This is a genomic window from Methylobacterium haplocladii, assembly GCF_007992175.1.
GTDB lineage: Bacteria > Pseudomonadota > Alphaproteobacteria > Rhizobiales > Beijerinckiaceae > Methylobacterium > Methylobacterium haplocladii.
In genome coordinates this window covers 39,020-60,681 of the sequence record NZ_BJZT01000038.1, presented here as the reverse complement: position 1 = coordinate 60,681, position 21,662 = coordinate 39,020, and the positions used below count along the sequence as shown (strand labels likewise).

Here is a 21,662-nt window from a genome sequence, read left to right as displayed (position 1 = left end):
GATTAGCCTGTGATGGTTTCCGAAGCATCAACGCCGCGACGGATCGTCCCGCCCCGACCGTCCCTGTCCTACTCCGCAGCCACGCGCGGGCCGTAGACCCCCGGCTCGTTCGCCGCATGGCCCGGCGGCACGTAGCCGATCTCGTCCTCGGGGTCGTCGCGCTCGCCGACGAAGCGGGCGAACAGCCGCACGAACAGGCGCGACAGGTCGTCCACCAGGATGAAGATCGCCGGCACGAAGATCAGCGACAGACCGGTCGAGACGATGAGGCCGCCGATCACCGCCACCGCCATCGGCGCGCGGAATTCGCCGCCGATGCCGAGCGCGAGTGCCGAGGGCACCATGCCGGCGGCCATGGCGATGGTGGTCATCACGATGGGGCGGGCGCGTTTGCGGCCGGCATCGGTGATCGCCGTGATGCGGTCGACGCCCCGCGCCATCTCCTCGATGGCGAAGTCGACGAGCATGATCGCGTTCTTGGTCACCACGCCCATCAGCATCAGGATGCCGATGACGACCGGCATCGAGATCGGCATGTGGCAGATCAGGAGCCCCAGGATCGCACCGCCGATGGAGAGCGGCAGCGAAAACAGGATGGTCAGCGGCTGCAGGAAGTTGCCGAACAGAAGCACCAGCACGCCGAAGACCATCATCAGCCCGGCTCCCATGGCGAGCCCGAAGCTCTCGAAGACCTCGCCCATCACCTCGGCGTCGCCCGTCTGGCGGATGCTGACGCCCTCGGGCAGGTTCTTCGCCGCCGGCAGCGCGAGGATCTGCTCGATGAGCGAGCCAAGGGCGTCCGAGCCCTGCATGTCGGCCTCGATGGCGACGCGGACCGAGCGGTCGTAGCGGTCGATCGCGGTGGGGCCGCGGCCGAGGGAGAGGTCGGCCACGGTGGAGAGCGGTACGGCCGCGCCCGCCTTCACCGGCACCTTCAGGGCTTCGAGCTCGGAGAGCTTTCCGCGCAGCGATTCGGGAAGCTGCACCCGGATCGGGACCTGCCGATCCTTGGCGTTGAACTTGGCGAGGTTCGCCGCGATGTCGCCGATGGTGCCGACGCGGACCGTCTCGGCGATGAGGTCGGTGGAGACGCCGAGATCGGCGGCGATGCCGGCCTTCGGCGTGATGCGGATCTCGGTGCGGTCGAGCGGCGCCGTGGACATCACGTTGACGAGGTGCGGCACGGCCGCGGCTTCGCGCTGGAGCCGGGCGGCGATCTCGGCGACCTCCGCCTTGTCCTGGCCGGTGACGATGAGCGCGAGGTCGCGCTGGCCGCCCTCGCGCAGGGCCCAGAAGCGGATGTCCGGCACCTGCCGCAGGATGTCCGCGACCTTGCCGTCGACCTGCTTCTGCGTGAGGTGGCGGGTGTTCTTCGGGGTCAGGTTGATGGTCAGGCTGGCGAGCCGGACCTCTTTCTTGCCGGGCAGCTGGCGGCCGCCGTCGACGAAGACGCTGCGCACCTCGGGGAGCGCCCGGATCTTGTCCACGATCTCGTCGGCCACCGTGACGGTGTCGTTGAGCCGGGCGCCGGGGGGCAGCTCGACCACGAACATCGTGCGCGCCGCATCCTCCGCCGGGATGAAGCCCGCCGGCAGCAGTCCGGCCGAGGCGATCGAGCCGGCGAAGCAGCCGAGGCCGAGCACCAGCGTGACGAACTTGTGGCGCACCGACCAGGTGACGACGCGGGCATAGGCCCGCAGCACCGGCCCCTCGTGCTCCTCGTGACCGGCATCGCGCAGGAAGTAGGCGGCGAGCAGCGGCGTGATCAGCCGCGCCACCAGCAGCGAGATGAAGACCGCGGCGGCGATGGTCAGGCCGAACTGCTTGAAATACTGCCCGGCGATGCCGCCCATGAACGAGACCGGCGCGAAGATCGCGATGATCGTCGCGGTGATGGCGATGACGGCCAGCCCGATCTCGTCGGCCGCCTCGAGCGCCGCGCGGTAGGGCGATTTCCCGAGCCGCATGTGACGGACGATGTTCTCGATCTCGACGATGGCGTCGTCGACGAGGATGCCGGTCACCAGCGTGATCGCGAGCAGGCTGACTGCATTCAGCGAGAAGCCGAGCGCGCTCATTACCCAGAAGGTCGGCAGGACCGAGAGCGGCAGGGCCACCGCTGCGATGAGCGTCGCCCGCCAGTCGCGCAGGAAGAGGAACACCACGACGACGGCGAGAGCGGCGCCTTCGAGGAGCCCCAGCATCGCCGAGTGGTAGTTGCCGATGGTGCCGGTGACGCTGGTGTCGATCACGTCGAAGCGGACCCCGGGGTTGGAGGCGTGCAACTCCGCGATCTTCTTGGCGACCCCGACCGAAACCTCGGCGTCGCTGGCACCGCTGGAGCGCGAGATGGCGAAGGCCACCACGGGCTCGCCGTTGAAGCGGGCGAAGGTGCGCGGCTCTTCGGCGCTGTCGACCAGCGTCGCGAGTTCGTCGAGCCGGACCTTGCGGCCGCCCGGAACGACGATGGAGGTCGCGCCGAGCGTCTCGAGGCTCGCCGAACCGCCGAGCGTGCGGATCGACTGCTCGCCGCCGGCGAGTTCGCCGCGCCCGCCGGCCATGTCGGCGGAGGTGAGCCGGACCTGACGGTTCACGTCGGCCGCGGTGATGCCGAGGGCCAGAAGCCGGTCGGGCTTCAGCGTGACGCGGATCTCGCGGGCGACGCCGCCGAGGCGCTCGACGCCGCCGACGCCCTTCACGCCCTGAACCTGCCGGGCCACGACGTCGTCGACGAACCAGGACAGGTCCTCCGGCGTCATCGCCGGCGCCGAGGCGCCGTAGATCATGATCGGCAGGCCGGCGATCTCGACGCGGCTGATGATCGGCTCGTCGATGGTGCGCGGAAGGTTGATGCGGATCTTGTTGATCGCTTCCTTCACGTCGTTGACGGCGCGGTCCTGGTTCACCTCCAGGCGGAACTCGATGGTGGTGACCGACGATCCCTCGGAGATCGCCGAGAGGACGTGCTTGACGCCCTTCACCCCCGCCGCCGAATCCTCGACCCACTTCGTGACCTGGGTCTGAAGCTCGGAGGGCGCGGCGCCGGACTGGGTGATCGTCACCGAGACGATCGGGATGTCGATGTTCGGGAAGCGGGTGATCGGCAGCGAGCGGAAGCTCACCAGCCCCAGCACCATCAGCACCATGAACAAGACGAGGGACGGGATCGGCTTGCGGATCGCCCAGGCCGAGACGTTGAGGCGCATGGCTGACGTCCTCAGCGGGGCTCGGCCGAGGCCTGTTCGGCCTTCGGGATTTCCGTCTTGTCAGCGTCGGCCTTGGCCTGCGCCGCTTTCGGCGGCACGGCGCGCACCCGGTCGCCGTCGCGCAGGAACGAGCCGGCGCGAGCCACCACGAACTCGCTCGATGCAACGCCCGAGCGAACCTCCGTAAAGCCTTCCGCCGACAGGCCGATCGTCACCTTGCGGGCCTCGACCTTGCCGTCGGTGACGACCAGCACCGTGGCGCCGCCATCGGCGGTGTAGAGCACGGCGGCGAGCGGCACCGAGACGCCGGTACGGCGCGCGACCTCGACCTTGCCGCGGGCGAAGGCCCCGATATGGAGAGCCGGATCGGGATCGAGTGCGATCCGGACCTTGCCGAGCCGGGTCATCCGGTCGACCTCCGGATAGATTCTTCGCACCCGGCCGCCGAGCGAGCGGACCTCGTCGAGGTCGAGCCGGGCCGGGTTGCCGGCGGAGAGGCGCGGCAGCGCCGTCTCCGGGACCTCGCCCTCCAGCTCGATCTCGCCGCGGGCGATCAGACGGAACAGCGGCTCGCCCACGGCGGTGGCGGTGGCGCCGATGCGTGCCGTCCGGCGGTTGACGATGCCGGCCTCGGGCGCCCGGATATCGGTGCGTGCCCGGCGCAACCCGATCTCCTTGGCCTGCGCCCGCGCGGTGGCGAGATCGGCCTTGGCCGCGTCGAGGCCGCCCTTGGCCGCCGCGAGCCGGCCCTCGGCACCCTGCGCCGTCGAGACCCGCTGCTCCAGCGTCACCGCCGTGGCGTTGCCGGTCTTCACCAGGGACTGTGCGCGCTCCAGAGCCTGCTTCGCCTCGACGTTCGCCGCCTCGGCCTGGGTGATCTGGCTTCGGGCCTGGACGATCGCCGCCTCGGCGCGGGCGATCGCCGCGACGTTCGAGGCTTCCGACGTTTCGATCATCTCGATGGACAGGCGGGCGAGCACCTGGCCCTTGGCGACCGTGTCGCCCTCCTCCACCAGGAGTTCTGTGATGCGCAGGCCCTCGACCTCCGGCGCCACCAGGATCTCGTCGCGCGGCACCAGTGTGCCCGTGACCACCGCGCGCTCGACGATCTCGCGTGTCTCGGCGGGCACGACGCTCACGGCCGGCAGCAGCGCGGCCGGATCCGGCACGGTCGCAGGCTCGGCCGCACGGGCGGGCGGGCAGGCGCTCGCCATCAGAACGGCCGTCAGCAGGGGAAGGAGTCGGGTCTGGGTCATCGATACGCTTCGCTCACGGGCACCCCGCGCCGCCCTTTCGTCCCGCCCCAGACCGGCGTTTTCAAGGCGTGACCGTGTCATGTCCGGCCGCGCAGGCGATGTTAGCACGCGGGACCCGGCATTTCTCCGGCAATCGCAGTGGTGCAGTGCAACCAGACGATGGGCCGCACGTTAACCAGTACAGTGCGCGATCTGCCCGGACGGTGTCCCATGAGCATTTTCCAAATCAAGCAGAAGACCAGCGGCGCCGTTCTCTGGACCGGTAGTGCCCATGACGAGAAGACCGCTCTCGACGCGATGGCCCGAGAGGCCGGGTACGCGGACTACGCGTCCCTGCCGGACCAGATCCGCGCCGGCGGCGTACAGGCCGCGAAGCTCGACCTGATCTCGTAGCGTTCACGCACGACGATCGAGGTATTATTCCAAGGCATCCTTCGTCGAAGGGTGCCTTATTGTTATCCATGGATGTCGATGGTTTGATGCCACATCCTGCAATCACCATTCCGTGTGCCGACTAACCCTTGCCAAGGCACCGAATCAGGGCCTAGCATCCCTTCATCGCCGGTGCAGAGCTGAGGCCGCAGCGGCGAAGGATAGAGATGAAGGAGGCTCGCGCATGCGTCTTTCCGTAGTTCTCTCCACGTCGCGCACCGATGACGGTGACGCGGACGATCCACCGAATCAGCACCGACAGGGATGAGGCTTTCGGGAGGGCGAGTGCCGACTGCGACGAACTTCTGGGTTCGTCGGTGTTGGCCCGGTCTTCTCACGGAGAACCCTTGAACCCGAAAGCGTGGACCCTGCCGAAGGCCCGACATTCGCAACGTCGGGTCTTTCTCTTGTCTGGTCTCGACGGCATGGCCGGCATCGCCGATACCGGGACGGCCCCAGCGGATACGGAATACGCTGCGGCGACCAGGGTTCGGGATCCCCGCGCGGCAGAATGGCCCAGTTGAGTGACGACTGCTTCGCCGCTGGCGAGGCACCGATGACCGTCGACGAAGCCGTGGCGCTGATCGCGCGCCGGGTCTGCGCGGTCGCCGGCATCGAAACGGTGCCGCTCGCTCAGGCCGACAGCCGTATCTGTGCCGAAGAGTGCCGCGCTCCCGGCGACCTGCCGCCCTTCGACAACGCCGCCGTCGACGGCTACGCCGTGCGCCATGCCGCGCTGGCCCCCGGCGGCGAGACCGTACTGCCGCTGGGCGGCCGGCTGACGGCGGGCGCCTCGGCAGAGGGCGTGCTTGCCGGTGACACGGCGGTGCGCATCTTTACGGGCGCGCCGATGCCCCACGACGCCGACACCGTGTTCATGCAGGAGGACGTGCGCGCCGGGGACGACCGCGTCGTGCTGCCTCATGGGCTCAAGCTCGGCGCCAACCGCCGCCGGGCCGGTGAGGATGTGGGGTGCGGTGACCGCGTCATCCCCGCCGGCCGTCGCCTGAGGCCGCAGGATCTCGCGCTCGCCGCCGCCGTGGGCTTCGACCGCCTTGCGGTGCGCCGCCCCCTGCGGGTCGCGCTGTTCTCCACCGGCGACGAACTCACCGAGCCCGGCGCGACGCTCCGGCCCGGCGCGATCCACGATGCGAACCGCGTCATGCTCGGCGCGCTGCTGCGCCGCCTCGGGGTCGCGGTCTCCGATCTCGGCATCCTTCGCGACGAGCCCGAGGTCCTGGCGCGCCGGCTCGCGGCCGCGTCAGCGGATCACGACCTCATCCTCACCTCCGGCGGCGTCTCGGTGGGGGAGGAGGACCACGTGAAGGCCGCCGTCGAGGCGGTAGGGCGGCTGGCCTTCTGGCGCCTCGCCATCCGGCCCGGCCGGCCCGTCGCCATGGGCCAGATCGGCCGAACGCCCTTCGTCGGGCTGCCGGGCAATCCCGTCGCCGCGTACGTCACGCTGCTCTTCGTGGTGCGCCCGCTCATCGCGCGGCTCGCCGGCCAGAGCCTCGTTCCGCTGATGCCGCAGCCCGTGCGCGCCGCGTTCAGTTACCGCAAGAAGCCCGGCCGCCGCGAATACCTTCGCGTCAGCCTCGCATCCGGGGCCGACGGTGTCGTCGCGGCCCAAAAATACCCGAAGGACGGCAGCGCCGCCCTCACCTCGCTGACCGAGAGCGACGGCCTCGCCGAACTCTTGGATGACGCGGCGGGGGTGAGCGAGGGCGAGACGATCCGGTTCTATCCGCACGCGCTGTTGTGGTGACACGGCGTTCGATCGATCGGGGCGCGCGCACGACCGAAGCGTTCGCCCCGGAGCGATGCGAGCCGCCTCACCCCTTCGGCCGTGGCCCGTAGCTCCTGAACTTCTCTACGTTCCGCGCGATCTCGTCGTCCGGCAGCACGCGCGGCGTGCCGACCTGCAGAGCGACTGCGTATTGCCGGCACAGGGTTTCCAGCTCCACCGCGAGCCAGAGCGCCTTGGCGAGCCCCGGCCCGGTGGCGATCATGCCGTGGTTGGCGAGCAGGCAGCAGGTGCGGTCCTGCAAGGCTTCGAGGGCGAGTTCCGACAGCTCCGGCGTGCCGAAGGTGGCGTAGCCGCTGCAGCGCACCGTCGGTCCGCCTGCTGCCGCGATCATGTAATGCACCGCCGGGATCTCCATCCCGCAGATCGCGAAGGCCGTGCAGTGGATCGGATGTGCGTGGACCACCGCGTTCACGTCGGCGCGGGCCTCCAGGATGTCGCGGTGGATGCGCCATTCGCTCGAGGGCACCAGCGGATGGTCGAAGCCGCCGTCCATCCGCAGGTGCACGATGTCGTCGGCGCTCATCTGCTCGTAGGGCAGGCCCGACGGCGTGATCAGCAAACCGTCCTCCCAGCGCACCGAGACGTTGCCCGAGGTGCCGTGGTTGAGGCCGAGCCCGCTCAGGCTGCGGGCCGCGTCGACGATCGACTGGCGCACCGTGAATTCGGTGTGGCGGGACATGGCGGCCTCCTGAGACGCCCCCTCTTCCTCCACGCCGGCGGCCCTGACAACCGGGAAGGCGCCGACCTTCTCAGGGCTGTCATGAAACGCGGTCTAAGCCCGGAGCGACGATCCAAGCGGAAGCCCCGAGACATGACCGACGACGCAGCCACCATCGAGGCGATCCGCCGCGAGCTGGCCGACAGCTACGACGAGGAGTTCGAGCTCGAACTCGAGGACGAGCGCCTCGAAGGCCTCGCCTCGGCCGCGACCGGACACAAGCCCAAGGGCATGGACCGCAAGGTCTACTTCCGCGAGCTGCTGCGTCTGCAGCACGAACTGGTGCGCCTGCAGGACTGGGTGCAGAGCCAGAAGCTCCGGGTGGTCGTGCTGTTCGAGGGGCGCGACTCGGCCGGCAAGGGCGGCGCGATCAAGCGCATCACCCAGCGGCTCAACCCGCGCATCTGCCGCGTCGCGGCCCTGCCCGCCCCGAGCGAGCGCGAGCGCACGCAATGGTATTTCCAGCGCTACGTCGCCCATCTCCCGGCGGCCGGCGAGATCGTGCTGTTCGATCGCTCCTGGTACAACCGCGCCGGCGTCGAGCGGGTGATGGGCTTCTGCACCGAGGGCGAGGTGGAGGAATTCTTCCGCTCCGTGCCCGAGTTCGAGCGCATGCTCGTCCGCTCCGGCATCATCCTCGTCAAGTACTGGTTCTCGATCACGGACGAGGAGCAGGAATTCCGCTTCCAGATGCGCATCCACGATCCGTTGAAGCAGTGGAAGCTCAGCCCGATGGACGTCGAATCACGCAGTCGCTGGGAGGACTACACCCGCGCCAAGGAGGAGATGCTGGCCCGCACGCACATCCCGGAGGCGCCCTGGCGCCTCGTCGAGGCGGTGGACAAGAAGCGCGCCCGCCTCAACTGCATCAGCCACTTGCTGCAGCAGATCCCCTACGGCGATGTTCCGCACCCGCCGGTGACGCTGCCGCCGCGCGTGCGCCACGAGGACTACGCCCGGCAGCCGATCCCGCAGGACTTCTACGTGCCGGATCGGTTCTGACGAAGGCGCCTTGGCTCAGTGCCGTGTGTCGGCCTTGAGCGCGTCGCTGCCGAAGACGTAGCCGGCGAACGTCGCGGCCGCGAGAACGAATACAACCAGCTCCCCACCCATCGGACGCTCCATCGTGTCTTGATGAATGGTTAAGCTATCGAGGGCCCCGGTGTTCCGCCGTGTCGTCGAAATTGTCCGGGGCGGAGGCCTGTTTTCGCGCCCAGCCGCCTCCTGCGAGCAGACGGCGCTTGACCTCCCCTCCCCCGAACCCGACATCGGGCTCCTCACAGGAGCGATCATGGCGGGTCTCAAGGACAAGCGCGGCTTCATCGACAAGGACCGGCTCGACCTCTCCGAGCGCAAGGCCGTCGAGTACTGGATGAAGCGCTGGGGCGTGACCCAGGACCAGCTCACGGCGGCCCATCGCAAGGTCGGCCGCATGACCAAGGACATCGCCGCCGAACTCGGCAAGAAGCGCTGACGCCCATGCCCCGCTACTTCTTCCACACCCATATCGACGACGACGTCATCGTCGACCCCGACGGTCGCGACCTCGCCGACCCGGACGCCGCCTGGAATGCCGCCCGCACCCTCGCTCTCCAGCTCCTCCAGGGCGCGGAGAGCGACCCGGCCCTGTTCCAGGCGGTGATCTTCGTGACCGACGCGAGCGAGGAGGTGGTGCTGGAGTTCCCGCTCACCGATGCGCTGGTGGCCGAGCCGGTGGCGCAGCCGGACGACGAGACGCGGCATTGAGGCAATCGCCCGCCGCGTGATGGCTCGCCACCGTCATTGCGAGCGTAGCGAAGCAATCCAGGGCCACAGCCGGACCGTCAGGGCGTCGGCGCTGGATCGCTTCGCCTTCGGCTCGCGATGACGGTGCCTACGAATGAATCACCCGCCCATACGCATCCAGCACGCTCTCGTGCATCATCTCCGAGAGCGTCGGGTGCGGAAAAACCGTGTGCATCAGGTCTTCCTCGGTGGTCTCGAGGTTCATGGCGACGACGTAGCCCTGGATCAGCTCGGTGACCTCCGCGCCGACCATATGCGCGCCGAGGAGCTGGCCGGTCTTGGCGTCGAAGATCGTCTTGATCAGCCCCTCCGGCTCGCCGAGTGCGATGGCCTTGCCGTTGCCGGCGAACGGGAAGCGACCGACTTTCACGGAAAAACCCTGCTCGCGGGCCTTGGCCTCGGTGAGGCCGACGCTGGCGATCTGCGGCTGGCAATAGGTGCAGCCGGGGATCTTGGCCTTGTCCATCGGGTGGGTGGGCAGCCCCTTTATCGTCTCGATGCAGAGCACGCCCTCGTGCTCGGCCTTGTGCGCCAGCATCGGCGGCCCGGCGACGTCGCCGATGGCGTAGAGCCCCGGCACGTTGGTGCGCCCGAGCCCGTCGGTGACGACGATGCCGCGCTCGATGGTCACGCCGAGCTTTTCGAGGCCGAGATTCTCGATGTTGCCGACGACGCCCACCGCCGAGATCAGCTTCTCGGCCGTCAGCGTCTGCGAGCCGCCCTTGTCGTCCTCGACGGTCGCCGTGACCGAGTCGGTGCCCTTCTCGACCGTCGTCACCTTCGCGCCGGTGAGGATCCGGATGCCCTGTTTCTCGAAGCGCTTGCGGGCGATGGCGGCGATCTCCGCATCCTCCACCGGCAGGATCTGCGGCAGCAGCTCGATCACCGTCACCCCGGCGCCCATGGTGCGATAGAACGAGGCGAACTCGATTCCGATCGCGCCGGAGCCCATCACCAGCAGGCTCTTGGGCATCGTTTCGGGGACCATGGCCTCGTAATAAGTCCAGATCTTCTGCTTGTCGGGCTCGATGCCGGGTAGCGCGCGGGGCCGTGCGCCCGTGGCGACGATGATGTGCTCCGCTGCGTAGCTGCCCGCGCCCTTGGCTCCCTTCGGCGCCGGCGCCCGCGCCGTCTCCTTCACCGTGACCCGGCCCGGCGCGTCGATGGCGGCCTCGCCCCAGATCACGTCGACCTTGTTCTTCTTCAGCAGCATCCCGACGCCGCCATTGAGCCGGCCCGAGACCCCGCGCGAGCGCTTGACCACCGCCGCGATGTCGAAGCTGACCTCCTTGGCGCTCAGCCCGTAATCGGCGGCATGCTGCATGTAGTGGTAGATCTCGGCGGAGCGCAGCAGCGCCTTGGTGGGGATGCAGCCCCAGTTCAGGCAGATACCGCCCAGGTGCTCCCGGTCGACGACCGCCGTCTTGAAACCGAGCTGCGCCGCCCGGATCGCCGTGACGTACCCGCCGGGCCCGGCACCGATGATGATGACGTCGTAGGTGTCGGACATTCAGCTCTCAGCCTTCTCCCCTCCCCCTTGCGGGGAGGGGCCGGGGGTGGGGGTGGTTCCGTTTGCGTCGTGCGGTGTCGCGTTGGGCGGCGAGCCTTTTCTTCGGCTGACTGCACTGTCTTCGTTGAAGCCTGAGTTCGGGGGCGCCACCCCCACCCCTGACCCCCCCGCAATGGGGAGGGGAACCCGCGGTGATCGCAGCGAAGATGGTGTCCAGCACGTTATCGATCTCGCGCATCACCTCGCCGTTGGTGAAGCGCAGAACTTGGTAGCCGCCTGCCTCCAGCACCGCCGTGCGGCGTGCGTCGTCGGCAGCTTTGGCATCGTAGCTGTGGCCGCCGCCGTCGACTTCGATGACGAGTCGCGCAGATAGGCAGCAGAAGTCGGCGACGTATTGGCCGATCGGCACCTGACGCCGAAAATGCGTGCCGGCGATGGGCAATCGATGGCGCAGATGCCACCAGAGCCGCTTATCCGGTTCCGTGAGACGCTGTCGAAGCACGCGGGCGCTTGCTGCGGCTCGCGGCGTCATCGGCTTAACGGGCGCTTCGCTCCAGGGCATCGTCACGCTTGTTCAGTACGCAACGGCGATCCCCTCCTCCTTGCCGGGAGGGGCAGGGGTAGTACCGCATCAGGCGCCGGTACCTCGTCCCGACCCCCACCCTCAATCCCTCCCCACGAGGGGGAGGGAAGAGCGTCCGCGCAATCGACGCGGCCCGCCGCCATCAAACCAGCATCCCCATCGGGTTCTCGATCAGCCCCTTGAACGCCGCGATCAGTTCGGCACCGAGCGCCCCGTCGAGCACGCGGTGATCGCAGGAGAGGGTCGCCGTCATGACTTGGGCGACCGCCGGGGCACCGTCCCTGACGACGATGCGCTTCTCGCCGGCGCCGACGGCGAGGATGCTCGACTGGGGCGGGTTGATCACGGCGGTGAAGTGCTTGATGCCGAACATGCCGAGGTTCGAGACCGAGGTGACGCCGCCCTGGTATTCCTCCGGCTTCAGCTTTTTGGCACGGGCGCGGGCGGCAAAATCCTTCATCTCGTTGGAGATGGTGGAGAGCGTCTTCCGGTCCGCCTCGCGGATCACCGGCGTGAACAGGCCGCCGTCGATCGCCACCGCGACGCCGACCTCGGCATGCTTGAAGCGCAGCACCCGGTCCACCGCCCAGACGGCGTTGGCGGCGGGCACCCGGGTGAGCGCCAGACCCATCGCCTTGATGATGAAGTCGTTGACCGACAGCTTGAAGGCCGGCTTGCCGTCCCTGTCCTTGCCGGCGCTCCTGTTGATCTGCTCGCGTAGCCCCATCAGCGCGTCGATCTCGCAATCCACCGTCAGGTAGAAATGCGGGGCGACCTGCATCGCCTCGGTGAGGCGCTTGGCGATGGTCTTGCGCATGCCGTCGAGGGGCACCTCCTCGTAGGTGCCCTCCTTGTAGAAGCCGCGGACCTGATCGAGGCCGAGACCGGCAGGAGCACCGGCTGCCGGCGCCGCCGGGGCTGGCGGCGTGGAGGCGGCCTTTGGCGCCGTCGTGGTCGTCGGCGTGGGCTTGCCGGTGCCCGCCGCCTTGGCCGCCTGCACGTCGGCGGCGATCACCCGGCCGTGCGGGCCGGAGCCCTTCAGCGCCGAAAGGTCGATGCCCTCCTGTCCCGCGATGCGTCGGGCGAGGGGCGAGGCGAAGACGCGAGTCTTTGCCGGCTCAGCGGCGCCGTTCGTCCTCGCGCCCTCGGGAGCGGCATCGACGCGGGCGTCCTCCCGATGACCGCCGCCGGGCGCGACGTTCGCGTCCGCCGTCTGGGCGGGCTTGGCCGCCGTCTTGACAGCAGGTGCGCTGCCCGACGCCGCCGTGACGCCGGCGGGATCCTCGCCCTCCCCTGCGATCAGCGCGATCAGGTCGTTCACCGGCACGTCGGCGGTGCCCTCGGGCACGACGATCTTGGCCAGGATACCCTCGTCGATCGCCTCGACTTCCATGGTGGCCTTGTCGGTCTCGATCTCGGCGAGGATGTCGCCGGATCTGACCGTGTCGCCCTCCTTCTTCAGCCATTTGGCGAGGTTGCCCTTCTCCATGGTCGGAGACAGGGCGGGCATCAGCACGTTGATCGGCATGGTTTTTCTCGGTTCCCGTGCGATCGGTCAGTTGAAGCTGCCGGGGTCGAGGCTCTCGGCCTCGATGCCCGCGCGGATGCGCTCGAACGCCTCCTCCTCCGACATGTCCGTCTCCAGCGCGTAAGCGCGCGCCGCTTGGCGGGCGAGGTCGATCAGCAGGCGGCCCCAGGTGGCGGGATCGTCGAACGAGCGGCGTAGGGCCACGCTCACGGCGCCGTCGACGACGGCCGCGCGCAGCACCTCGATGCCGCCCTGTTCGAGGGCGTCGGGGGGAATGGCGAGTTCGGCGAATTTTTCGGTCATCACGTGCAGCCTGGACGGAGGAATGAGCGGCCCAGCCACGACCTCATCGATAACAAACCGCCTTCGCCGCCGCGATCACCCCGGCCACGTTCGGCAGAGCCAGCTTCTCGAGGTTCGCCGCATACGGCATCGGCACGTCCTTGCCGGTCACGCGCAGCACAGGGGCGTCGAGGTAATCGAAGGCGTCGACCATGAGGCGGGCCACGATCTCGGCGCCGATGCCGCTCTGCGGAAAGCCCTCCTCCACGGTGACGCAGCGGCCGGTCTTCTTCACCGAGGCGACGACGGTGTCGGTGTCCATGGGGCGCAGCGTGCGCAGGTCGATCACCTCAGCCTCGATGCCCTGCTCGGCGAGCGCCTGCGCCGCCTTGAGGGCGTAGGTCATGCCGATGGAGAAGGAGACGATGGTCACGTCCGTGCCGGGCCGATGGACCTTGGCCTTGCCGATTGGCAGCACGAAGTCGTCGAGCTGCGGCACCGGAAAGCTCTGGCCGTAGAGGATCTCGTTCTCCAGGAAGATCACCGGGTTGGGGTCGCGGATCGCGGCCTTCAGCAGGCCCTTGGCGTCGGAGGCCGTGTAGGGCGCAACCACCTTCAGGCCCGGCACGTTCGAGTACCACGCCGAATAGTCGTGGCTGTGCTGAGCGCCGACGCGGGCGGCCGCGCCGTTGGGGCCGCGGAACACGATGGGACAACCGAGCTGGCCGCCGGACATGTAGAGCGTCTTGGCCGCCGAGTTGATGATGTGGTCGATCGCCTGCATGGCGAAGTTGAAGGTCATGAACTCGCAGATCGGCCGGAGGCCCGTGAAGGCGGCGCCCACCGCGATGCCGGCGAAGCCGTGCTCGGTGATCGGGGTGTCGACGACGCGCCGCGCGCCGAATTCCTGCAGCAGCCCCTGCGTGACCTTGTAGGCGCCCTGGTACTCGGCGACCTCCTCGCCCATCACGAAGACCTTGTCGTTCGCGCGCATCTCCTCGGCCATGGCATCGCGCAGCGCCTCGCGGACGGTCATCGAGACCATCGGCGTATCGGCCGGGAATTCCGCCATCACCGGCGCGGCGGCCGCGTTGGTGACGACGGCCGGTGCGGCCGGGGTTTTTGGGGCCGAGTCGTCGCCGGTCTTGGCGGTTGCGGACGACGCGTCCGCCATGCCCTCGGAATCCATGTCCGGCGTGGGCGCGGGCTGGGCGCCGTCCTTCCCGTTCGCCTTCGGTCTGCCGCCGCCGGCCGCCGCCGCGGCGACGTCCTCGCCCTCGCCGGCGATGATCGCGATCGGCGTGTTGACGGCGACGTTCTCGGTGCCGTCCGGCACCAGGATCTTCGCCAGCACGCCCTCGTCGATCGCCTCGATCTCCATGGTGGCCTTGTCGGTCTCGATCTCGGCGAGGACGTCGCCGGATTTCACCGCGTCGCCCTCCTTCACGAGCCACTTGGCGAGCTTGCCCTCCTCCATGGTTGGCGAGAGGGCGGGCATCAGGATGTCGGTCGCCATGAACGCTGCTCTATCGATCCGGTCGCGTGGGGTGGTCGGCTGGCCGAGCGGGGCTCAGGCGCTGGCCTCCAGCAGGATGTCGGTCCAGAGCTCCTTCGGATCGGGCTCGGGATCGTGGGTCGCGAACTCGGCCGCGTCGTTGACGATCTCGCGGATCTTTCCGTCGGTCGCCTTCAGGTCGGCCTCGGAGACGCCGTGCGCCTCGATCAGGCGCTTGCGCACCATCTCGATCGGGTCGTGCTCGTCGCGCATCTTCGAGACCTCGTCCTTGGTCCGGTACTTGGCCGGGTCGGACATCGAGTGGCCGCGATAGCGGTAGGTCTGCATCTCGAGGATGAAAGGCCCCTGCCCCGATCGCGCATGCTCGACGGCGCGCACGGCCGCCTCGCGCACGGTGCGCACGTCCATGCCGTCAACCTGCTCGCCGGGGATGCCGAAGGAGAGGCCGCGCTTCGAAAAATCGGTCTGGGCCGAGGCGCGGGCGACCGAGGTGCCCATGGCGTAGCGGTTGTTCTCGACCACATAGACCACCGGCAGCTTCCACAGCGCCGCCATGTTGAAGCTCTCGTAGACCTGACCCTGGTTGGCCGCGCCGTCGCCCATATAGGTGAAGCTGACCTTGCCGTTCTTCGTATAGGCGTCGGCGAAGGCGAGGCCGGTGCCGAGGGAGACCTGCGCACCGACGATGCCGTGCCCGCCGAAGAACTGCTTCTCGCGCGAAAACATGTGCATCGAGCCGCCCTTGCCGCGGCTGTAGCCGCCGCGGCGGCCGGTCAGCTCGGCCATGACGCCCTTGGCGTCCATGCCGGTGGCCAGCATGTGGCCGTGGTCGCGGTATCCGGTGATGACCTGGTCGCCGTCGGTCGAGGCCATCTGCAGGCCGACCACCACGGCCTCCTGGCCGATATAGAGGTGGCAGAAGCCGCCGATGAGCCCCATGCCGTAGAGCTGGCCCGCCTTCTCCTCGAAGCGGCGGATCAGCAGCATCTCCCGATAGGCGTGGAGATCCTCGTCCTTGGTGAATTGCGGGATGTTCGGCGCCGGCTGGTGCTGCGGCGCATCCGCGCTCGTGGCGGCCTTGCCCGCATCGCTGCCTGCTGCCATCGGCGACCTCCCGCAACTGCCTTGCCTCGGGAGGGTTCTAGGGCGCGGGACAGCGGAAAGCGAGCGTGAGCTATTCTGCAGCGCCGAAGCGCGGCGCTCAGGGATCGATGATCACGACGTCGTTGGCGTGGACGCGGCCGAGGACGACGCGGGCGCGCTCCTCGAGCAGGTCGCGGTCGATCTGCTCGGAGCGAAGCAGAGAGACGCGGTGCTCCCAGGTAGCCCGCTCGGCCTTCACGGCGGCGAGCTCCTTGTTGAGGCCGTAGGCTTCGATCTTGAGCGCGCGCTTGGCCTCCATGCCGCGGTTGCCCGTCTCGGCCTGGAGCAGGAAATAGCCACCCACCAGCGCCGACACCGTCCAGAGGACGGCGGGCACGACGACGGCTCGGACGCGGCGACGGATGACCATGGGGACAACCATCATCGCTCAGGGTGAAGAAAGTGTTGCCACGACCTGTAGACGACAGGCACCGTCGTCCGGCAGGATTCTGCGATGTCATCTCGCCAGCACACACCTCTGGTTCTCGTGTCCCGCGATCGGGCCACCCGCAGACTAGATCCCGTTTCACTTCAAAGGGGGGATTCTTCTAGAAGCTATGATGAGGCTTGGATTCGGGACCTCGTCTTCGCGCATCCGGAATCGGTGCCAGTCCAAGAGCTCGACCCATCGTTTGGCCCACTTATTCCGGTCTGCGTGGAGCTCGATACCCGAAAGGCTGGTTTCGCGGATATATTGTTTATCAATCCACTTGGCATGCCGACACTTGTCGAATGCAAGCTGTGGCGTAATCCAGAAGCTCGGCGCGAAGTCGTAGGGCAAATTCTTGATTACGCGCGTGTAATCCGGGAGTGGACATTTTCCGACCTCCAGCGCGAAGCCGCCCGAGCCCGAAAAAAGCAGGGGTTCGACCTCTTCGCTCACGTTCAAGAGCAAGCGCGATTGCCAGATCTTGATCAGGCTGCCTTCGTCGACAACGTAACGCGCAACCTCGCGCAGGGGCGTGTGCTTCTACTGGTGCTCGGCGATGGCATCCGCGAGGGTGTCGAGGCTATCGCCAGTTACATTCAAGGGACAACGGGCCTACACTTCACGTTCGGTCTCGTAGAAATGCAAATTTTTGAGGTAGGAGAAGGACAGTTAATCGTTCAGCCGCGCGTCTTGACAAAGACATTAATCGTCAACCGCAGTGTCGTCGCTTTGGCGGGGAATGATTTGAAGCTTGTCGATGAGGTCGAGGCAGCAGGACCAGAGGAGTCGAGAATTCTTGAGCCGAGCGAGCGGGAAGCTAGGCACAAACAATTTTGGGTCGATTTGCTCACGACAATCCGGTTAGATGATGCCGAGCAGCCGCTTGCGAATCCGCTTTCGCAGCCAAATATATTCTTCCGAATGCCAACTCCCGGGATGTGGCTGACCTGTTACTTTAGTCAGAAGGAGGGTGGCATTGGCATCTTCCTCGGAAGTGACCGGACAAGCGCGGTCGCTATGGCGATCGGCCTACAGCTTGAAATTGATCGTGAAGACATCACGAACGAGATCGGTTTGCCGGTCGTTTGGTCGCGCGACGGAAATGGAAAGGTTCGTGTCGCGGCATCGAAGCGCTACCCCAAGCTCGGCGATCCTGCCGTGCGCGAAGAGCAGCTTCAATGGTTCCGCGAAGCGATTAATGCCTTCGTCAATGCACTAAGGCCCCGCATTGCGACCTCCCTGCGAGAGGTCGCGACCGGCAACGCCAGCACTGCAAACTGAATATCGGTCTCAGCGCGTCGCCAGCTGCTTCAGCGCCTCGCGGCCGGCATAGCGCCCCTGCGCGCCGAGGCCTTCCTCGATGCGGATCAGCTGGTTGTACTTGGCCAACCGGTCGGAGCGGGCGAGGGAGCCGGTCTTGATCTGCCCGCAATTCGTCGCGACGGCCAGATCCGCGATGGTCGAATCCTCGGTCTCGCCCGAGCGGTGCGACATCACCGCGGTGTAGCCGGCGCGCTGCGCCATATCTACGGCAGCGAGCGTTTCGGTGAGCGACCCGATCTGGTTGACCTTCACCAGGATCGAGTTGGCCGTGCCCTCCTTGATGCCGCGCGACAGGCGCTCGACATTGGTCACGAACAGGTCGTCGCCCACGAGCTGAACCCGGTCGCCGATCTTACGGGTGAGCAGGTTCCAGCCCTCCCAGTCGTCCTCGGACATGCCGTCCTCGATCGAGAGGATCGGGTACGCGCTGGCGAGCTTGGCGAGGTAGTCCACCTGCTGCTCGATGGAGCGGGTCTGGCCTTCGCCCTCGTAGCGGTAGGCGCCGTCCTTGAAGAACTCGGTGGCCGCGCAATCGAGCGCCAGCACCACGTCCTGGCCCGGCTTGAAGCCGGCGGCCTGGATCGACTCCATCACGAAGTCGAGGGCGGCCTCGGCCGAAGGCAGGTTCGGGGCGAAGCCGCCCTCGTCGCCGACATTGGTGTTGTGACCGGCCTTCTTCAGGGCGCTCTTGAGCGTGTGGAAGATCTCGGCGCCCATCCGCACGGCCTCGCTGAGCGAGGAGGCGCCGATCGGCATCACCATGAATTCCTGGAAGTCGATCGGGTTGTCGGCATGCGCGCCGCCGTTGACGATGTTCATCATCGGCACGGGCAGGACGCGGCCCTGGACGCCGCCGACATAGCGGTAGAGCGGCAGGCCGGCGGTCTCGGCGGCAGCCTTGGCCACGGCGAGCGAGACGCCGAGAATCGCGTTGGCGCCGAGGCGTGCCTTGTTGTGCGTGCCGTCCAGCGCGATCATCGCCTCGTCGATGGCGACCTGATCCTCGGCCTCCATGCCGCCGATGGCGTCGAGGATCTCGGTCTGCACCGCCTCGACCGCCTTGAGCACGCCCTTGCCGCCGAAGCGCGCCTTGTCGCCATCGCGGAGTTCCACGGCCTCGTGCGCGCCGGTGGAGGCGCCCGACGGCACCGCGGCGCGGCCGAAGGAGCCGTCTTCCAGCAGCACGTCCACCTCGACCGTGGGGTTGCCCCGGCTGTCGAGGATCTCGCGGGCGGCGATGTTGGTGATCGCGGTCATGGAACGTCCTTCGTCAGGCGTCGCGCGGGACCGGCCCGGCAGCGAGCGGCAGGGTGCGACATCATCCGCGCGGCTTATCCGCCAAGCGACAGCGCCGGGCAAGCGCCGCCGGCCATGAAGAATCTTTCCGGTGTTCGAAGTATTTTTCCAGGTCTTGGAAAGAACGCCCGGGCACTTGATGCGCGTGCAACCATTCCGTGCGAGATGCGCCGCGCGCGGCCAGCCGCTATAGCGGCGGCATGAGCGATGATCCTTCAGCCGCCGGCCTGCAACTCGGTCAGGCCACGCCCCTGCCCGCCTCTCCGGAGGCCGCGCAACTCGACCGGGTGCCGAATCCGCATGCCGATACCGATTACCTCGCGCGCTTCACGGCGCCCGAGTTCACTTCGCTCTGCCCGGTGACCGGCCAACCGGATTTCGCGACACTGGTGATCGATTACGTACCGGGCGCGTGGCTGGTCGAATCGAAATCGCTCAAGCTCTATCTCGGCGCTTTCCGCAACCACGGTGCCTTCCACGAGGATTGCACGGTCGGCATCGGCCGGCGGCTGACGGCGCTGCTCGAACCGCGCTGGCTGCGCATCGGCGGGTATTGGTACCCACGCGGCGGCATTCCCATCGACGTGTTCTGGCAGACTGGCGAGCCGCTGAAGGGCATCTGGCTGCCCGAGCAGGGCGTGGCCCCCTATCGTGGCCGCGGCTGAGCAGGTTCGGACAGGTATTCGCAGTTTTCCGCGGCCCGATCCGGCTTGATCGAGCACCGCTCATAGGGCTGGCATGCTCACCCCCGAAGACTGAACCATGTCCGGCCGGCTGAGCGTCCGGCGGATCGACCGTGTCACGGCACATGAAAAGGGCGACCGGTTTTCACCGGCCGCCCTCCCCAACTTCGTGATCCCGAGGATCAGTAGCCGTAATAGCCACCGTAGCCGCCGCCGTAGCCATAGGCCGGGGCGTAACCGTAAGCCGGACGCTCATAGTAGCCGTAGCCCGGCCGGCCGTAATAGTTGCTGGCTGCACCGGCGGCGATGGCACCGGCCGCGAGACCGGCGATACCGAGGCCGACGGCCGCACCCGTGCCGATCCCGCGACGGCCGCCGTAGTAGCCACGACCATAGCCGCCGCCGTAATGACCCCCGCCGTAATAGCCGCGGCCATAGGGCCGCGCTTCGGCGGTCGCTGCGAGCATCGGGATGGTCGAAGCCACGATGGCCGTGATGATTGCAAGTTTGCGCATAGCGTCCTTCCCACTTCAGGCTTTGTTAGGGCGGATAACGCCGAGCTTCACAGCGAGTTCCCAAGAACTCGAGGAAATCCGAGACCGCATCCGCCAACCCGAAGATTTTCGGTGGCCTTAAGATCGCATGCGCGACCTGAACCTGTGCTGAAAGCAGGGTGGCGAACGACCGGAACCGTTGCGTTAACTACGATGCCGAATCCTTGGCCAGCCGGTCGAAGGCCTGGAGCCGTGCGAGCAGTGCCGGCATCGCCGCGAGCGGCACCATGTTCGGTCCGTCCGAGGGGGCGCTGTCGGGATCCTGATGGGTCTCGATGAACAGGCCGGCGACGCCCACCGCCACCGCGGCGCGGGCCAGCACCGGCACGAACTCCCGCTGTCCGCCCGAGGTCGCACCCTGCCCGCCCGGCTGCTGGACGGAGTGCGTCGCGTCGAACACCACCGGCGCGCCGTGGGTGACCCGCGCCATGACCGGCAGCGACCGCATGTCGGAGACCAGCGTGTTGTAGCCGAACGAGGCGCCGCGCTCGGTCACCATGACATTGGGGTTGCCGGCCCCGGTCACTTTGGCGGCGACATGGGCCATGTCCCAGGGTGCCAGGAACTGACCCTTCTTGACGTTGACGACCCGGCCGGTGGCGGCGGCGGCGAGCAGCAGGTCGGTCTGCCGGCAGAGGAAGGCCGGGATCTGCAGCACGTCGACGACCTCGGCCGCCGCGGCGCAGTGCGAGGCCTCGTGCACGTCCGTGAGCACCGGCAGGCCGAAGCGCTCCTTGATCTCCGAGAAGATCGGCAGCGCGCCCTCCAGTCCGATGCCGCGGGCGGTGCTGCCGGAGGTGCGGTTGGCCTTGTCGAAGGAGGATTTGAAGACGAGGCCGATGCCGAGCCGTTCGGTCATCTCCTTGAGCGCCGCGGCGATGGTGAGGGCGTGCTCGCGGCTCTCGAGCTGGCAGGGGCCGGCGATCAGCGCGAAAGGCAAATGGTTGGCGAAGGCGACGGCGCCGGCATGGACGACGGGACCGGTGGCGGGCTGCTGCGACATGCCCCGCTCTACCGCGCTCATGAGCGTGCGGAAAGGCCGCCCCTGCGCCTCGGCCTCCGGTCCGCTGCGAGCCGGCACAGCGCCCCGTCGGAAAAGCCGTCGAGCCGGTCCGTCGGCTCGCAGCGCAGGACCACGCCTCCCAGCCTGCCTTGCTGCGGCTCACCCGTGAGCAGCGTCTGCTGGTGCAGGTTCAGGGCCAGGACCTCGACGCGCTCCGCATCGGCGCCGGCGAGCGTCGTCGCGGCCAGGCCGATCAGCACGAAGTAAAAGCGGTTCGGCTCGCGCTCGCGGGAGCGAAAGATCATCCGGTGGGGCGTTCCGCAATCGAGGCTCATGCGTTCCGCGTCGGTCGCCCGAAACACGACCAGCGGGCCGGTGCGTCCGGCGAACGAGGCGCCGGTGCCGCGGATGAGCCGTGCGGTCAGCGCGTCGCAACCGTCGGCTCGGGCCGGAGTGCCGGCGGCGAGGCAGAGGGCGAGACCGGCTGCGGCGGCACGAAGGATCATGCCTGTCGGTCTAGCCCGCGCGCGCCGCCGTGGCGAGCCGGGCATTCCCGCATGGCGCTGGGTCGCTTCGCAGCGTCCGCAGCGATGGGGATTCGCACTCG

General features: G+C 67.9%; 21 protein-coding genes. 7 read left to right on the top strand and 14 right to left on the bottom strand.

Going from position 1 to position 21,662, the window contains the following annotated elements:
• Positions 1-68: 68 nt before the first annotated feature.
• Together MHA02_RS17420 and MHA02_RS17415 are read right to left on the bottom strand one after the other, a co-directional pair.
• Positions 69-3,206, bottom strand: a complete 3,138-nt coding sequence (locus MHA02_RS17420; RefSeq protein WP_147081010.1) for an efflux RND transporter permease subunit — start codon at positions 3,204-3,206, stop codon at positions 69-71.
• A gap of 11 nt (positions 3,207-3,217) precedes the next feature.
• Positions 3,218-4,462, bottom strand: coding sequence for an efflux RND transporter periplasmic adaptor subunit (locus MHA02_RS17415; protein WP_147081007.1), 1,245 nt, complete (start codon positions 4,460-4,462; stop codon positions 3,218-3,220).
• Between the two features lie 210 nt (positions 4,463-4,672).
• Between MHA02_RS17415 and MHA02_RS17410 the strand changes: the two genes are divergently transcribed.
• The gene (locus tag MHA02_RS17410) at positions 4,673-4,855 is read left to right on the top strand and encodes a hypothetical protein (RefSeq protein WP_147081004.1); all 183 of its coding nucleotides are present in this window, start codon (positions 4,673-4,675) and stop codon (positions 4,853-4,855) included.
• Positions 4,856-5,405: 550 nt separating this feature from the next.
• Complete coding sequence (locus tag MHA02_RS17405) at positions 5,406-6,659, top strand: molybdopterin molybdotransferase MoeA (RefSeq protein WP_147081001.1); 1,254 nt, start codon at positions 5,406-5,408, stop codon at positions 6,657-6,659.
• A 67-nt stretch (positions 6,660-6,726) separates the two neighbouring features.
• On the opposite strand, the gene MHA02_RS17400 is transcribed toward MHA02_RS17405, so the two are convergent.
• Entirely contained in the window at positions 6,727-7,380 is a 654-nt protein-coding gene (locus tag MHA02_RS17400) for a class II aldolase/adducin family protein (protein ID WP_147080998.1), read from the bottom strand.
• A 132-nt stretch (positions 7,381-7,512) separates the two neighbouring features.
• Here MHA02_RS17400 and ppk2 point away from each other — a divergent pair, with 132 nt between their 5' ends.
• From ppk2 to MHA02_RS17385, 3 genes are all read left to right on the top strand, one after another.
• Positions 7,513-8,421, top strand: a complete 909-nt coding sequence (gene ppk2, locus MHA02_RS17395) for a polyphosphate kinase 2 (protein WP_147080995.1) — start codon at positions 7,513-7,515, stop codon at positions 8,419-8,421.
• Positions 8,422-8,710: 289 nt separating this feature from the next.
• Complete coding sequence (locus MHA02_RS17390; RefSeq protein WP_147080992.1) at positions 8,711-8,893, top strand: DUF3606 domain-containing protein; 183 nt, start codon at positions 8,711-8,713, stop codon at positions 8,891-8,893.
• Positions 8,894-8,898: 5 nt separating this feature from the next.
• Positions 8,899-9,165 carry a DUF6894 family protein gene (locus MHA02_RS17385; RefSeq protein ID WP_147080990.1) on the top strand — a complete coding sequence of 89 codons (267 nt, stop codon included), beginning with the start codon at positions 8,899-8,901 and terminating at the stop codon, positions 9,163-9,165.
• Positions 9,166-9,292: 127 nt separating this feature from the next.
• On the opposite strand, the gene lpdA is transcribed toward MHA02_RS17385, so the two are convergent.
• The 7 genes from lpdA to MHA02_RS17350 form a co-directional block, all read right to left on the bottom strand.
• Positions 9,293-10,714: a dihydrolipoyl dehydrogenase gene (gene lpdA / locus MHA02_RS17380; RefSeq protein WP_147080987.1), complete on the bottom strand. Its 1,422-nt coding sequence runs from the start codon at positions 10,712-10,714 to the stop codon at positions 9,293-9,295.
• 7 nt (positions 10,715-10,721) lie between these two features.
• Positions 10,722-11,276, bottom strand: a complete 555-nt coding sequence (locus MHA02_RS17375) for an endonuclease domain-containing protein (RefSeq protein ID WP_210245084.1) — start codon at positions 11,274-11,276, stop codon at positions 10,722-10,724.
• Between the two features lie 163 nt (positions 11,277-11,439).
• Complete coding sequence (locus MHA02_RS17370) at positions 11,440-12,825, bottom strand: pyruvate dehydrogenase complex dihydrolipoamide acetyltransferase (protein ID WP_147080984.1); 1,386 nt, start codon at positions 12,823-12,825, stop codon at positions 11,440-11,442.
• A 27-nt stretch (positions 12,826-12,852) separates the two neighbouring features.
• Entirely contained in the window at positions 12,853-13,128 is a 276-nt protein-coding gene (locus tag MHA02_RS17365; RefSeq protein WP_147080980.1) for a DUF5076 domain-containing protein, read from the bottom strand.
• 43 nt (positions 13,129-13,171) lie between these two features.
• A complete protein-coding gene (locus tag MHA02_RS17360) occupies positions 13,172-14,623 on the bottom strand; it encodes a pyruvate dehydrogenase complex E1 component subunit beta (RefSeq protein WP_147080977.1) in 1,452 nt (483 codons plus the stop codon).
• 54 nt (positions 14,624-14,677) lie between these two features.
• Complete coding sequence (gene pdhA, locus MHA02_RS17355; protein WP_147080973.1) at positions 14,678-15,727, bottom strand: pyruvate dehydrogenase (acetyl-transferring) E1 component subunit alpha; 1,050 nt, start codon at positions 15,725-15,727, stop codon at positions 14,678-14,680.
• A gap of 97 nt (positions 15,728-15,824) precedes the next feature.
• Entirely contained in the window at positions 15,825-16,136 is a 312-nt protein-coding gene (locus tag MHA02_RS17350; RefSeq protein ID WP_147080970.1) for an FtsB family cell division protein, read from the bottom strand.
• A 285-nt stretch (positions 16,137-16,421) separates the two neighbouring features.
• Here MHA02_RS17350 and MHA02_RS17345 point away from each other — a divergent pair, with 285 nt between their 5' ends.
• Entirely contained in the window at positions 16,422-17,477 is a 1,056-nt protein-coding gene (locus tag MHA02_RS17345; RefSeq protein WP_170249324.1) for a DUF4268 domain-containing protein, read from the top strand.
• 9 nt (positions 17,478-17,486) lie between these two features.
• On the opposite strand, the gene eno is transcribed toward MHA02_RS17345, so the two are convergent.
• Positions 17,487-18,776, bottom strand: a complete 1,290-nt coding sequence (eno, locus tag MHA02_RS17340; RefSeq protein WP_147080965.1) for a phosphopyruvate hydratase — start codon at positions 18,774-18,776, stop codon at positions 17,487-17,489.
• Between the two features lie 239 nt (positions 18,777-19,015).
• Here eno and queF point away from each other — a divergent pair, with 239 nt between their 5' ends.
• Positions 19,016-19,480: a preQ(1) synthase gene (gene queF / locus MHA02_RS17335; protein WP_147080963.1), complete on the top strand. Its 465-nt coding sequence runs from the start codon at positions 19,016-19,018 to the stop codon at positions 19,478-19,480.
• Between the two features lie 200 nt (positions 19,481-19,680).
• On the opposite strand, the gene MHA02_RS17330 is transcribed toward queF, so the two are convergent.
• From MHA02_RS17330 to MHA02_RS17320, 3 genes are all read right to left on the bottom strand, one after another.
• Entirely contained in the window at positions 19,681-20,013 is a 333-nt protein-coding gene (locus MHA02_RS17330) for a hypothetical protein (RefSeq protein WP_147080960.1), read from the bottom strand.
• Between the two features lie 187 nt (positions 20,014-20,200).
• Complete coding sequence (kdsA, locus tag MHA02_RS17325) at positions 20,201-21,055, bottom strand: 3-deoxy-8-phosphooctulonate synthase (RefSeq protein ID WP_147080957.1); 855 nt, start codon at positions 21,053-21,055, stop codon at positions 20,201-20,203.
• Positions 21,056-21,072: 17 nt separating this feature from the next.
• Positions 21,073-21,561 (bottom strand): hypothetical protein, encoded by a 489-nt coding sequence (locus MHA02_RS17320; protein ID WP_147080954.1) that lies wholly within the window; start codon positions 21,559-21,561, stop codon positions 21,073-21,075.
• Positions 21,562-21,662 lie beyond the last annotated feature (101 nt).